9 protein-coding genes and 3 pseudogenes are annotated in these 14,111 nt (G+C 68.0%); 6 read left to right on the forward strand and 6 right to left on the reverse strand.

Going from position 1 to position 14,111, the window contains the following annotated elements; all coding sequences use genetic code 11:
* The first annotated feature begins 20 nt into the window (after positions 1-20).
* From AB0O67_RS01205 to AB0O67_RS01215, 3 genes and pseudogenes are all read left to right on the forward strand, one after another.
* The gene (locus AB0O67_RS01205; RefSeq protein WP_365444118.1) at positions 21-863 is read left to right on the forward strand and encodes a sugar ABC transporter permease; all 843 of its coding nucleotides are present in this window, start codon (positions 21-23) and stop codon (positions 861-863) included.
* The gene (locus tag AB0O67_RS01210; RefSeq protein WP_365444121.1) at positions 860-1,783 is read left to right on the forward strand and encodes a carbohydrate ABC transporter permease; all 924 of its coding nucleotides are present in this window, start codon (positions 860-862) and stop codon (positions 1,781-1,783) included. The genes AB0O67_RS01205 and AB0O67_RS01210 overlap by 4 nt, the downstream gene beginning before the upstream one ends.
* Positions 1,784-2,257: 474 nt before the next feature.
* Positions 2,258-2,903: pseudogene (locus tag AB0O67_RS01215) on the forward strand (transposase family protein).
* Between the two features lie 156 nt (positions 2,904-3,059).
* Here the strand turns inward: AB0O67_RS01215 and ppk2 are convergent.
* Positions 3,060-4,058, reverse strand: coding sequence for a polyphosphate kinase 2 (gene ppk2 / locus AB0O67_RS01220; RefSeq protein WP_365444124.1), 999 nt, complete (start codon positions 4,056-4,058; stop codon positions 3,060-3,062).
* A 1,696-nt stretch (positions 4,059-5,754) separates the two neighbouring features.
* Positions 5,755-6,798 carry an SGNH/GDSL hydrolase family protein gene (locus tag AB0O67_RS01225; protein WP_365444127.1) on the reverse strand — a complete coding sequence of 348 codons (1,044 nt, stop codon included), beginning with the start codon at positions 6,796-6,798 and terminating at the stop codon, positions 5,755-5,757.
* A 626-nt stretch (positions 6,799-7,424) separates the two neighbouring features.
* On the opposite strand from AB0O67_RS01225, the gene AB0O67_RS01230 reads away from it, so the two are divergent.
* The 3 genes from AB0O67_RS01230 (at position 7,425) to AB0O67_RS01240 (ending at position 9,750) form a co-directional block, all read left to right on the forward strand.
* Entirely contained in the window at positions 7,425-7,790 is a 366-nt protein-coding gene (locus AB0O67_RS01230) for an STAS domain-containing protein (RefSeq protein WP_365444130.1), read from the forward strand.
* A 620-nt stretch (positions 7,791-8,410) separates the two neighbouring features.
* Positions 8,411-8,863 (forward strand): SPW repeat protein, encoded by a 453-nt coding sequence (locus tag AB0O67_RS01235; protein WP_365444388.1) that lies wholly within the window; start codon positions 8,411-8,413, stop codon positions 8,861-8,863.
* 485 nt (positions 8,864-9,348) lie between these two features.
* Entirely contained in the window at positions 9,349-9,750 is a 402-nt protein-coding gene (locus tag AB0O67_RS01240) for a hypothetical protein (RefSeq protein ID WP_365444133.1), read from the forward strand.
* A gap of 220 nt (positions 9,751-9,970) precedes the next feature.
* Here AB0O67_RS01240 and AB0O67_RS01245 read toward each other — a convergent pair.
* The 4 genes and pseudogenes from AB0O67_RS01245 to AB0O67_RS01260 form a co-directional block, all read right to left on the reverse strand.
* Positions 9,971-10,341, reverse strand: a pseudogene (locus AB0O67_RS01245) (hemerythrin domain-containing protein); the annotation flags it as partial.
* Positions 10,338-10,682 (reverse strand): MerR family transcriptional regulator, encoded by a 345-nt coding sequence (locus AB0O67_RS01250; RefSeq protein WP_365444135.1) that lies wholly within the window; start codon positions 10,680-10,682, stop codon positions 10,338-10,340. The pseudogene AB0O67_RS01245 and the gene AB0O67_RS01250, both read right to left, overlap by 4 nt.
* A 1,056-nt stretch (positions 10,683-11,738) precedes the next feature.
* A pseudogene (locus tag AB0O67_RS01255) lies at positions 11,739-11,935 on the reverse strand (ATP-binding protein); the annotation flags it as partial.
* A gap of 1,188 nt (positions 11,936-13,123) precedes the next feature.
* On the reverse strand, positions 13,124-13,951 hold the full coding sequence (locus AB0O67_RS01260; RefSeq protein ID WP_365444138.1) for a glycoside hydrolase domain-containing protein: 828 nt from the start codon (positions 13,949-13,951) through the stop codon (positions 13,124-13,126).
* Positions 13,952-14,111 lie beyond the last annotated feature (160 nt).

Below are 14,111 nucleotides of genomic sequence, written 5' to 3' on the forward strand. Positions count from 1 at the left end.
ACGCGTTCATGGCGCCGTACTTGGCGCTCTTCCTCACCTTCGTCGTAATGCCCATCGGCTACGGCCTGTGGATCAGCCTTCACGCCTGGGACATCAACGTCCCTGCCAAACCGTTCGTCGGCCTGGACAACTACCAGGAACTGTTCGATCCGAACGGCGTCGACGGCCCCCGCTTCTGGCAGGCCATGCGCGCCACAGGCATCTTTACCGCCCTGTCCCTGCCATTCCTGCTCGTCGTGCCCCTGTTCGTGGCCCTGCTGATGAACCGCCGGTTCCCCGGACGCAACCTCTACCGCACGGTGTACTTCGCCCCGTACGTGCTGGGCGTGGCCGTCATCGGACTCCTCTGGCGATTCCTGCTCGATGGCAACATCGGCATGGTCAACCATTACCTCGGGCTGATCGGCATGGCCGACGACATCCAGTGGACCACCAACACCCCGGCGGCATGGTGGGCGCTGGTCCTGGTGACTGTCTGGTGGACGCTCGGCTTCAACGCCGTGATCTACCTGGCGGGGCTGCAGGACATTCCCGCCGAGCTCTACGAGTCCGCCCGCGTCGACGGGGCGGGCGCCTGGCACCGGTTCGTGCACGTCACCCTGCCAGGACTTCGGCCGGTCGCGTTGTTCGTGGTCAATTCGACGCTGCTCGCCTCGGCCAACATGTTCGGCCAGTCCTATCTGATCACCGCCGGCGCGCCGGCGGACGAGACGAAGACCGCGATCTTCCTTATCGCTGAGACCGGACTGCGCCGCTTCGATATGGGTTCGGCGTCCGCGATGAGCTTCATCCTCGCCCTGGCACTGATGGCGGCCAGCGCCCTGGTCTTCCGGGTCTTCCGTGAGCGACAGGAGGAACGATGACCGAGACGGACATCCGTCCCGCCGAACACCCACAGGCTTCGGCGCACGACCGTGCCCGGCTATTCAAAGCCGCCGACCCCACGTCCGCCGCCCACCGGCGCCGGCTACGGCGTTCGCTGCTCCATCTGGTGCTCGCCGTGGTCGCGGCGCTTTACGTCAGCCCGCTGCTGTACATGCTGGTGACGTCGTTCAAAACCGGCACTCAGGCGGGCATGACCGATCCCCAGTGGATTCCGTCACCGGTGACGGTCGACGCCTACCGCACCGTGCTCGGCGCGACCGACAGCCCCGTGCTGCGCTGGTTCCTCAACAGCGTGCTCGCCGCCGCCGCGCACACCGCGCTGGTACTGCTCACGGCAACTCCCGCGGCGTACGCCCTGGCACGCATGCGCTTCAAGGGGCGCACCCTCGTCTTCGCAGCGGTAGTGGCCACGCTCTTCGTTCCGCCGATGGTGCTGCTGATCCCTAACTTCCTCGTCGTCAACGAACTGGCGTGGGTGGACAGCCTGCCGGCGGTGATCGTCCCTGGGGCGGCGAGTGCATTCGGCGTGTTCTTCCTCAGGCAGTTCTTCCTCACCCTGCCCGCGGAACTGGAGGAGGCAGCGGAGTTGGACGGCTGCAACCGCTGGCAGATCTTCCTCAAGGTGGTCCTGCCGCTGACCAAACCTGCCCTGGCCACCCTGGGTCTGCTGTCCTTCCTGGCTAACTGGAACGACTTCCTGTGGCCCCTGTACGTGCTGCTGAGCCCCGAGGCACTGACTCTCCCGGCTGGCCTGGCCAACTTCCAGAGCGCGAACAACATCCGCTACGACCTGCTGATGGCCGGCGCAGTGATCGCCAGCCTCCCGGTACTGCTGCTGTACCTGGTGGCCCAACGATGGGTGATCGAAGGAGTGTCGCGGTCCGGGCTGAAGGGGTGAGTTGATCAAGGCAGCTGCACGGCACGAATCGGCGTCGCACCCCATCGGCGGTCCGAGCAGCCGTAGACCCACTCTCCACCACCTTGTTCGACCCAGAAGGTCTGCCCTCGATACAGCGTGCCCATCCACGCTCCGTGGGCGGCGGTGACCCGGACGAACAGTTCTTGGGCGCAGACGGTTTCGCACCGTACGCCGACCGGTCAAGTGATCGCCGGCGTGGTCCCGTCAGGCAGCGCGCCGGCATCGCCGGCGTAGAGGAGACGGGCCGTACCTGCCTCCGACCGGTGCCCGCCCTGACGTGGGGCCCTCCTGCACCGCGGTCCGGGAACACTTGGCCGCCAAGCCCTTGACCAGCAATGGCCGCAGTTCTCCGTCAGCAACCGGACCGTCTCGCAGGACCGGGCGGCCCACCCACCCCGAGCCATCAACGGCAGGTCGCTATCAGTCGCACCCTGTCCTCCGGGACCACCAGCATTGTTGCGGGGTCACCTGCTCGTCGTCACCGGGGAGGGCGACCGGCGCTGCGCACTCCGTCCGTCTCAGCGTGCGCTGGTGGGGCTGGTGCACCTGCGTGAACACACCACCCTGGCAGGGGTCGCGGCTGGGTTCGGAAATGAGCGAGTCCACCGCCCACGCCTGCACGAACGCGGTCTTCCACCTGCTTGCCGGGCGGGCGCCGGGCCTGCTAAAGGTCCTTCGCGAGGTCGATGCGGACTTCGTCCTAGCGGACGGAACTCTCGCCGAGCGTGCCGAGCCGCGCGGGCGGTGGCTGGGGCTCTCACCCGCGCTACCGGGCCGCGCCCACGGTCTGACCGCGGCCCGCACGCACCGGACCCTGCGCATCTGCGAGCGCCAGGGCGTCCCATCCTGGCCGACCTCGCCTACCAGGGCGGCGGCCCCTGGCTGACCACGGGTATCAAACGCAAGTGCTTACGGAAGTCTCCGCCACCGAGAAGACCCTCCACCGGGCCCTGGCCGCGGCACGGCACCGGTCGAGCGCGTCGTCGCACGCCTGAAGTCCTGGCGCATCTTCCGCAGATCCGGGTGTAGCCCCTACCGCATGCCGTCAAGCGCCAAGGCAGTGCCCACCTGCAGCGGCACGGCTGAAGAAGCTCAGTAGAGCTCATTGCGTAACACTGCGCGGGGAGATCGGCGGCGCGAGTTTTAGTGACTGGTGGGGGTATCGGCGGAGTGGGGACGGCGCTCATGCGGCACCGGCAGCGCCACACGGTCACCGCGTTCGAGCAGGACGCACGGCAGGCCGGCCAGGACCTGGTCACTTGCGCCGGTCCACCGGTGGCTGCGGACGGCTCGCGGGTGGCTTGCCTTCGTACGGCGGGTGCTGTCCGGGTCCGGTGGAGTTGTCGGCCAGCGGGGTGGGGGACAGCGCAATGTCTTCTTCCCCGGGTTCAAGGAGGGTGTCGGCTGCGCCGATGATCAACGGGTCGGGTCTGCCGACCGCTTCAGGGTCCTTGCGGGCGTAGTCGATGCGGGTGAGCAGGTGACGGATGGCCTCGAGCCGGGCACGTCGTTTGTCGTTGCTCTTGACCACGGTCCAGGGTGCCTCCGTAGTGTCCGTGGCGCGGAACATGGCAACCTTGGCCTGCGTGTAGGCATCCCACAGGTCGAGTGAGGCGACATCGGTGGGGGACAGTTTCCATTGACGGACCGGATCGACCTGGCGGATCGCGAAACGCGTCCGCTGCTCCGCTCGCGAGACGGAAAACCAGAATTTCACCAGGCAGATACCATCCTGTGCCAACATCCTCTCGAATGCGGGGCATTGTGTGAGGAAAAGGTCGTACTGCTCGCCAGTGCAGAACCCCATGACCTTCTCCACGCCGGCCCGGTTGTACCAGGACCGGTCGAAAAAGACGATCTCACCCGGGCCGGGCAGATGGGCGACGTAACGCTGGAAGTACCACTGTCCGGCTTCCTGAGCGGTTGGTTTGTCGAGTGCCACGACACGGGCCCCGCGCGGGTTGAGACGTTCGGTAAAGCGCTGGATCGTCCCGCCTTTGCCGGCGGCGTCACGGCCTTCGCAGATAACGATCAGCCGCCCACCAGTGTCCTTGATCCATCGTTGCAATTTCAGCAATTCGATCTGCAAGATCCGCTTGGCTCGCTCGTACTCACCGCGGGGCACCTTGCGGCGGTAAGGGTAGTTCTCCTGCCAAGTCCGGATCGGCATGCCCTGGGCGTCCAGCAGCACCGGCTGCTCGGGACGCCTGCCGTCCACGCTCAGCCCTGCCAGCAAGTCCCCTTCATCGCCCACGGCTGACCTCCTGCCCGGCCGACACTCCCTGTCACCATACGCCCGCGCCGCCACGACTCGCGTGTTGTCCAGGCCTTCCCGGAGATCGAAACCGTCGAGGTGACACACCTGTCGGATCACGGGGAGGAAGACGATGATGCCGCTGGTGGGCCCATCCGGATCTCTCGGGACGTCCGGACGGGATCCTGGTGCGCATGGCGGCACCTGCTGGTCAGGAGTTCTTCATCGAAATATCCCGGACCGAGACCGAGCCGAAGAATTAACCGAACTACTTCGCCCGTGAGGTTCTGTGGCTTGGGCAGCTCCTGCCGGTCTGGCAGGGGGCCTCGTGCCCGTCGCCGATCGGGGGCGATGCCGCGATCTCTTGCTTTCGTGCCAGTACGCGACGTGACCCTCTCTCGGGTAGTGACAGTGGACAGCCCCCTCTCTGCTCACACGGCGACACGAGCCGGGCAGCCACAACGTCCCTCCGCCCCGCAGCGCTCTGAGACGGCCTCTGGCCACTCCCCGCACCGGACCCCGGCCCTGCAGAGGCCCGGGGTCCGGTGCGTTCACCGGGTGAGGCGGTGCCAGAAGACACAGCTCTCCAGGCTGGCCAGTGAGGGCCGGCGCAGCACGGACCGGGTCTGCTCGGGTCCCACCAGGACGACGGGCATCCGGCGTCGCCTACAACCACCACCGGCCCGGGGCGCCGGGCGAGTTCGTTCTCGACAGCCTGCTGCGCGTCGGCCAGCTGTTGCGGCCGGACACCGAGGTGCAGAGCGGCGTGAAAGGCGTCCAAGAGCGCCGCGAGGTTGCCCGGCACTGCGGTCCTGACCACTACGGGGTCGGCCTCCTCGCAGCAGCTGAGCGCAGCCTCCACCACGGCCTCATCCTGGACGTCTTGTGGCGCGATGACGCAGAGCAGTAGTGCACGAGTCTCAAGGGTGTAACCCAGGTTGTCGTACGACGCGGCCGGCGTCCGCTCCTCTCGGGCATCAAGCGGTGGATGACGTTCCAGGCGCGTCGTCGGTGAAGACATCGCGCGACTCCCCGGTATGCGCGAGTGCGGGGCCCGGGCGCGCCGTGTTGCCCCGGCCCCAGCCCCGCATCCCGACCGGTCCCAGGGACTCCACCCCGGGGCCTGTGCAATCCTGCGGGGTCTTTACGGTGGCCGGGCCCTTGTGGGGGGCGTCTGGTGGTCAGTTACGGCGCTTGGACAGCGTTGTGAACCGACCGGGTGCTGCCGGGACAGGTCCGCCCGGCAGCCAGAGCAGTGGCGGCCGTCTTCTGCGGGGACGTCGTCGTAGCGGATTCCCGGCTGCCCGGCCTGAGACTGCCCGCACCTCTCGCACAGCTCCGGAGCGGGCGGCACAGGCGGCTTGGGCAGCGCGCGGCGGGCAGCTGGTCCAGGCGCTCCTGCAGCGGCACCGGCTGCGGCTCGGTGGCCGACTGACTCCCGCTCACTGCACGCCCCGGCTGTCGGCGCTCGTGTTCGTCGCCGCGTTGACAGCGGCGTTCCTCGGAGCGCTGGGGCCAGCCGCCCACGGTCGTGTGGGTCTGCCCGAACGTGGGCGGATGGGGTTCGGCGGTGACTCTGGAAGGAATTCCGGCGGCGTTGCGCTCCTTGCGCTCGCCGGCCGGGAGGTCCCGGGCCGCGCTCGCGCGCGGGGTGCCGGGGTGCCGGGGCTCCGGTGTGAGGGTGCGGGCCGGTCGGTCAGCGGTCGAGGAGAGCGATGCGGATGGCGCGCTCCACGTGGGCGGCGGTGCTGGCGTGGCCTTCGGTGTTGGGGTGGACCAGGGTGACACGCTTGTTGATGGGTGCGCAGTTCAGCAGCGTGCCGGGGAGCTTGGCGGGCCAGTAGTCGGCGGCGTCGCCGCAGATTCCCTCGACCCACTTGGTGTCTGCGCTCTGGCAGGCGTCGTGACCCACACTCGAGGAGTAGACGTCGACGTAGGAGTCGCCGAAGAACGACGTGACCCGCTGGATCGTGCTGTTCAGCGGCCCCAGGACGTCGTCACGGAGCCAGTCGACGTCGGCGTGGGTGATCGAGCCGAGCTCGGTGAGAGCGAGGCGGTTGCAGTCGCTGCCTTCCTCCGGCAGGACGGCCGGGTAGCCGACCGTGATCACCTTGGCGTTGGGCGCGGCCTGGTGCACGTTGGCCAGCATCTCGATGTACTCGTCCTGGACCCGGGCGAGCTTGTCCTGGAGGCTCTCCTCCCCCTCCGGGGGGTTGGTGTAGTGGTCGCGGCAGGATTTGCCGCTCGCGCCCTGTTCGAGGCACTTGAGGAGCATGCCGCCGAAGGGCAGGCTGTTGCCGCCGCCACCGATGGTGACGACGTCGGTCTGGTCGTTGAGGCCGGCCCGCTTGATCTGCGGGTCCACCGCGGGCCAGCCGTCGGCGGGGGGCTGGACCGGGCTGATCGGCGTCTGCTCGGTGTGGGCGATGTTGTCGATGGTGGCGTTGCCGCAGCTGACGTTGATCAGGTTGACGTACCTGCCCGGCGGGAAGTCGGCGAGCTCCCGCTCGACGACGCCGGGGTAGGCGTCACTGGTGCGGTCGCAGCCGTCCCGCGACGCAGCACCCAGCGCGGGCTGCGGATCACCGGCGAAGCCCCCGGCGGTGTACGAGTCGCCCAGCGCGGCCCACTCGTACTGATCGGCCGCACCGGCAGAGCCCGCGGGCACAAGCGCGGTCGCAGCCAGCGCGAGCCCGACGGCCATAACTCGCGTGCGCAGGGGGGAAACGGGATAACGCATGGATCCTCCAGGACTGGCCGGCAGCGGGGCTGTTGAGGCGAGGGCCGCCAGCCGGCGCATGAATGCCGGACGCAACGCATCCTCGACCATCCCTCACCCCATGTAGTAGCGTGACTACTCTTTGAAGCTAGACGAGGGCATACGGCCGCCCGGCAGGTGCACCGGGTAAACCACCCGCTCGTATAGCGCCGAGGCTCCATGCCGCGGCGAGTGCGCCGGGCGGCCACCCCAGACATCACCTGAACGGCCTACACGCTCCCGCATCGAACAGGCGCCGCTCCCCTCACGCCAACCCCTCCGGACCAGGAAGTCTGCGCCACCGCATTCCCGTGATCACCGACTGGGTCACGCCAGGCTGCGGGTGGCGGGGCCTCGTTCGGTGCGGTGCAGTCTTCATCGTCGGTGTGGGATCTCACCATCCGTTTCCTCATTCCCCGTTCATGCGCGCGCCAGTACCCGCTCGTGTCCTGCCGCGCATGCCGTAAGGGTGGTGTTCGGCACGTCTGGCCGGTGCTTTTAGCCGCGCTGGTGGGGCAGAATCGTCCGCGCACGCCCCGCCCCGCCCCGCCCCGCCCCGCCCCGCCCCGCCCCGCCCCGGGGCAAGCCTAAGCGCAGTCGAGGAGACGGTGACCGACATCGAGAACGCCAGCCAGCCCGCCCGGCTTTTTGCCGAGCACCGCGTGGTCGACGGCATCCGTGTCGTGGTTCTGTGCGGCGAGATGGACCACGACGTCAAGGCCGTGCTCAGCGAAGCTCTGCGAGTCGGGGTCGACGCTCAGCGGCCGCGGATCGTGGCGGACCTCAGCGAGGTCTCCTTCCTGGACTCCAGCGGCATCAACGTCTTCGTCGCCACCTACCAGCAGGTGAGTGCGGCGGGCGGCTGGGTCCGCATCGCCGGGGCTCAGGAACCTGTCCTGCGGGTGCTGCAGCTGGTCGGCATCGACGCCATCATCCCCTGCCGTCCCACCGTCGAGCAGGCCCTGGCCGACTGACCGCGTCAGCCAAACCGCTCAGCGCCGGCCGGGCCCGAACGCCGGGGCACGGCATCCTGGAGCGCGCGGTCCCTAAGCCTTCGCGAGAGCCTGGGACATTTCACCGTCGATACGCATCTCAAATCGCATCGACTTGGCTGCTCCCACCGCGTCCGGCTATGCCATCCCGACCTGTCCTGACCATTGCCACCATGGCGTTCGCCGCCCCTTCGAGCATCACCCGGAGCAGGTGAAGACCACTTATGGCCAGACGGCCAGCACGTGGTCGGTGTCGTCGGCGAGCGTGATGCGGGCGTCGGGCATGCTGCCGTACTTGCCGACCCACCGCCGGAACTTGTCACGCGCGGTCTCCTCACTCCCCCATCAGCCGTGCTGCACCGGCCGGCCCCCCGAGGCGAGCAGCACAAGCAGCAGCCCGCCGAGGTCGCCCGCACCGCTACGGCCCCGTACTGGAACGGCGAACTGACGGACGACGCACTACAAAGTCGTGTACCGCAACAACGACGAGGACTGACCGAATCAGGAGGCTATGACGCGTTTTATCACTATCTTATGGGTACCTGGTGATCGAACAACGGGCTCTCACACAGGAGACGATCGTGACTCACACCCGTCCCACCATGGAATCGCATCCCGACATCCTGGAGATGCGTGCTCGCCACGAACGGGCAGCCACCACCCCACGCGCACAAGCCATCGAAGCCATGGGCGTGATCACCGGCCTGTACCTGGCCGCTTCACCCTGGATCGCAGGCTTCAACAACCTCTCCACCCTGGCCGTCACCAACTTGATCACAGGTCTGGCCTATGCGCTGCTCATGGGCGGCTTCGGCCATGCATACGAGCGCACCCACAGCATGGCTTGGGCTGCCGCCGCACTCGGTGCCTGGACTGTCATCGCACCGTGGGTCGTGGCCGGTGACGTGGACACCACACGAACCATCACCAACAACATCATCACCGGGTTGATCGCACTCGTGCTGGCCCTGGCCGCCGCCTCCAGCGCGAGCATGCGATCCGATCGCGGGACGCGCGGTGCCTCATCCGGATACGGCGGTCGCACCTCTTCCTAGGGTGGATCCCGAGGTGGCGACGCTCACTTGGTCATCGAAGAACCACCAGCCGGCGCCGACCGAAGGAACGCCGCCTTGCCATGAGCGCCGCCTAGCATGACGAAGTCGAGCGTCGCCGTCGAAGTCGTCGGGCAGCTTGCGGGCCGCCGTGCCACGGACCGTTAAAAGCGGACTGCCGCGACGGCCACGGCAGCGGCGAGTGGCGCGCTTGATCCTGCGTGGTGGTGGACGACCTGTGAGCGACCTATTGAGCTGGTCGACTTCGCTCTACGACGCGCGGCGGCGGAAATCGCCGGTCTGGCACGCTGCCCTGCGCCCCGGCCGCCGGTCCGCCTCGGACCGCGGGGAAGCGGTCCGGCCTCGGACCGCTTCCCCGCGGAGAGGCCAACGGCCGGTGAACTGCGGCCGCAGGACGTCGGCCATGGCATCACGGTGCGGGCAGCAGCCTCCGGGGGAAGTCGGCCCGCTGAACAGAGGAACGACTCATGGGGAAAGTGAGCACTCCAGCACGATGGGATCCGCTTGGGGTCTCACACGGCGTATTCAACATCGTCGGCGGACTGTGGCCGTTGGTGCACCTGCGCAGCTTCGAGTGGGTCTTCGGACCGAAGACCGATGTCTTCCTGCAGAGGACGACCGGTGGCTTGCTGGTCTCCGCAGGGGCGGCGCAGCTCGCCAGTGCAGCGGGGCCGCAGGGACGGGCCCATGCCCGCCGCATCGGCCTGGGAACGTCTGTGACCTTGCTGGTGATCGACCTCATCTATGTGCCCAAGGGGCGGATCCGGCCCACATACCTCCTCGACGCCGCGATGGAGACCGGTTGGATCGCGTCCTGGGCGCGCTCGGGCCAGGGGGGATCCGCGGAACGTAGATGCTGCAGACGCTGAAGCATCCGTTGCGGTCAGTCTTCATTCCGCTTTCTGGCCCGATCGCGTGGGGGACCCGGCATTGCATCCGCGCGGATTGACGTGCGCGGCGGCGTGATGCCGGCCGCTGCTTCGTCGTGGCTGCGTTCTCGAGCCTTGTGCAGAGCTCAGTTTGGGGATCACGCCGCTCCGGCTGCCCCCGCACGTGCGGCTCAGAGGGCACCCGCGTGAACACGTCCTTCGCGTCGATGCTGCGCCGGATGTGTGTGAACTCGTAGCGTTCCTCCGCACGGGCGTGTTCCTGGACGTCCGTGCGCAGCGCCTGCAGCCGGGGCAGGAACTCGGGGTCGTCGGTGTCCATGCCGTCCAGCTCGGAGAGGGTCTCCTTGGCCGCGCGTTCCTCGGCGAGGCGGTCATCGACGACCTGCTCCCCACCTGCCAGAGCGCGCCGGGCAAAGGGGGGACGACTTCCTCCTCCGCGGTCTCGTGGACGGCCAGCAACCGCACCAGGCGACGGAAGGCGTCCCGCGCCGGTCGACGCCGCACGAGGAGTGCCGCCTGATCCGACGGGGCACAGTCGCGAGGTTGAGTCACAGGCGTCAGCTGTCTCAATCCGCGGCGGCGGCCGTCGGGTTCGTCGAGTCGGCAGTGCGGCGGTATTCGGCGTTGAGGCGTTGGGCTTCTTCGAGCTGGTCTTCCAGGATCACGATGCGGCAGGCGGCCTCGATGGGAGTGCCGTGGTCGACGAGTTGCCGGGCGCGTGCGGCGATGCGCAGCTGGTAGCGGGAGTAGCGGCGGTGTCCGCCGGCGGAGCGCAGCGGGGTGATGAGGCGGTGTTCGCCGATGGCGCGGAGAAAGCTCTGGGTGGTGCCGAGCAGTTCGGCGGCCCGGCCCATGGTGTAGGCGGGAAAGTCGTCGTCGTCGAGACGGCCGAAGGTGTCGTCTGCTGTCATTGCACCTCTCTGATGGAACGTGTGGAGGGGCCCTGGCGCCATTGGCGCCAGGGCCCCGAAGGAACAACTACACCATCTGCCGGCCCTGGTACTGCGCCGGCCTTCTGTTTCCGCTGACCCGACCAGGCTGCTGCCGGGGGCGCGGGGATCGCGGTTGCTTGACCGGAGACCACCTCACTATCGATGTCCTGCGGTACCCGGGCTCAACACTCCGCCCGGGCGATCCTGATGGCGCTCGGCCCCTCCGTTCCTCCCTCTTGATCAACACCTGCCAACTGCGTACTGCCGGTACTGCGCACTGCTCTGTACTGCTGGTGATGCGAACTGCTGGTGACCTGACCAAGCGTCACCTTTCGGCAGCCAGCCCCGTTGCCTGTCCTGCGTCTGTTCTGGCTTGGAACCCCACTGCCGAACTTCCCGGTGCGCGCGCCCGCAGCCGACGCCTTCACCGAGGTGCTGCTCACCGACTTCACTGCTGGGTTTGGCGAACTGCACTTACTGAACTGCTCCTGCGGTACTGCTCACGGCAGCCCCTGATCACTGCGGGCCACCCGGTCCGGTCGTCAGTCCCGTCACCTGTCCAGCAACAACCCTGGCTTCGGAACTCCACCACCGCACCGTCCTGCGCACTGCACCTACGGGTACTGCGGATACTGCTGCCGGCAGTTCATCTCTGCCAGGCCCTGCTGTCTTCCTTGGCTACGACGGAAACCATAACCACACCACCGCCCAATGTCTACTCCAGCCAGCATAGATTTTCTTCGGGTTCGAAGGGGAGGTAATCGACCTCGAACAAGGAGTGGGGGTGAGCGTGCGAGACGTCATCCCCGGACAGCGGGCCACGACAAGGGCACAAGCATTCCCGCAGAACCAGGCGTCAGGCGATCCGGAGAGCGGGGTGACCCGATGGACACGATGAGCATCGACATACTGCTCGCGACGACGCCGACCCGGCCTGCCGGCAGAAGCGTTTACGTTCAGAAGGCGTCACTGTGTGGCGCTTTACGTCACGCTATGAGTCGTCCCTGCCAGGCCGAGGAGCCTGGCCGGCCCGGTTCACATCAGACGGCCCGTCGGATATCCGCCGGGATCATCGGCCAGCACTATGGAGACCTTGACGCGCTTGCCCACCGTTTCACGCCGCAGCTCGAAACTGCGGCACACCGCCGTCACGATCTCCAGACCGTGCTGCCCGACCCGGCCCGATCAGCAGGACAGGCCGCCGGCAGCGCCGGATCGGTGTCCCACACAGTGCACCTCGACGGGGCGTTCCTCGGCACGGCCTACAGTCTCCACGACCTGACCGTTTCCCTGCAGCACGCAGGCCTGGAGGGCTGGGACGACCTTGACGTGGCGGCCTGGGAGCAGATCGAGTGGCGCGCAGGCGGGCCCGACATGTGGACACCCTGAACAGCGAGCGCCCGTTGCCCGACCCGGCACTCACGTCGTGCGAGCCTTGGCCTTGCCGCATGAAGAGGCAATCTGCTCTCTGTCGGGGTCGGGGCGGTCGCGTGAGGGTGGCAGGCGACAAGCGTGCGGCCCTGCCCGGCCCCCTATGGCGCTGCGCTGACAATGCGGTCCACGCCTGTTCCGGCTCGGCACCGCTAACGCGCTGATCGCATGCAGCGCGTCGCCGCAGGTCCTCACCTTATGGGCGGGGACCCGGCGAGGGAGACGCTGTGGGAGTGTGGGCGTCGCGGGCGGCGCGCCGTGCAGCGTCGTTTCCGCTCGGTCAGTCGGCGCGGGAGGCTTGTGGACGGTCGGGCAAGGACGTGGCGGGGGCGGCGGCCGACTGCTCGAGGCCATGGCGCGTGGTCATCTGTACCTCCGCTACTCTTCGCTGCGCCGCCTGCAGCGCTTCGGGGTCCTCGACCAGTGCCGGAACTCCTCACATGAGGCGGCAAGGGCCTCACCTGCCGGGCGCTCATCGGGATCGGGCTGCGGGGCACTGGGGGCAGGGCTGTCGTCCATGCCTTGATGCGGCTCACTGTCCTGCGGCGTTCCGTGTTGCGGGTTCGGTGCCGCGCCTTTGTGCTTTCAAGCACCACCAGATACCGGCGGACCGCACCGAGGACCTGCAGCAGCGCCCGGTCACCGAAGGGGCGGACGGACTTCGCCTGACGGGGCCGCGCCTGCGGCAGCAACGTGCGCCCACGATCGGGGGCCGGACCCCTGCTTCCGGCCGTCGGGGTGGCTCCTTCGCTTCGGGCCACCCTTGAAGGGTGGCCGAAGCGAAGGAGTAGTGTGCACGGGGCCTTTGTCCGCATTCTGACCGGTCGCCGGTAACAGGCGTGGCCAGAGGGAAGCACGGTCGTGGTCGGAACGTGGCCCGACCGCGCTTGGACAGGGGCATGGTCGGGGCGGACCGTGCTCGACAGGGGCCCTGCAGCACCAGTTCGCCCAAGCCTGGAGTGCAGAGGGCCGATCTCCAGGCCTACGTGTTATCCCGTGATGGCGACTGGGGCATCCCAGGCGTTGCGGTCGACAGTGATGGTGTGGCCGCCACGGGTCTCTTTGCTGTTGGCGGCGTACTGGTGGGCGCGGCTGTGGGTCGTGTACAGGTTTGGGTCCCAGGGCCAGTCGGCGGTGGTGGTGTTCTTGTTGTTCCACTGGGCGTACCAGAGGTTGCCCGGCAGGTCGGTGCGGTTGGTGGCGGTGGCGATGGCCTTGGCGCTGGAGCTCGCAAAACCGTAGAGGCCGGCGCGGTACGTCTTGGCCCGCAGGGTCTTGGTGAAGGAGCGCACGTATGTCAGGGTGGCGTCGTTGCACGCCTTGTTGGTGATGTCGTACGACTCCATGTTGAGGTAGATAGCACTGCCGGGCTTCATGCCGAGCGCAGAAGCCTTGGCGACGGCGTCGTTGGCGTTGCTCACCCCGACAGAGGCCGCCGTGGAGGCGGTGAACCTCTCCGGGTTCCTGCTGGTCTGACAGGGCGGCTGAGCTCCGACATAGAGCGGGATCAGCTTCCAGCCGGCAGCGCTGACCGACTTCACCCACGGCGCCGTGAGGTTGGGCTGGGCACAGCCGCGGTTCTTGCCGCCGATGTAGACGGCGACGGCACCGTAGGCACCGGTGTTCCAGGCCTTCATCGCGGCGAGCGAGGGCGCTGTGCAGGTGTCGAACGCCCGTCCCGTGTACGTCTTCTGCGCCGGCCAGCTCGGGGCGGCCATGGAGGTCTGCGCCGCGATGCCGGCGCCGGCGACGACTACGGCGCCTGTGGCGCCCCACGCGATGTAACGGCTTCTCTTGGACAGCCGGTGTCTGGACATTCCCCACCCCATTCGGATCGCGGCCCCGCGGCCGCATCAGTACGCCGCCGACGGAAGATGCGCGAGGCCGGTGCACGCCAGAAGTCGTGGCCGCACGGCTCGACGTCCTCCGGCGACGGCGCGATTCAGCTCCTGCAAGCGGAACGCACCGCACCTTATC

This window comes from Streptomyces sp. NPDC086077, assembly GCF_040686175.1.
In the GTDB taxonomy this organism is placed as follows: Bacteria; Actinomycetota; Actinomycetes; order Streptomycetales; family Streptomycetaceae; genus Streptomyces.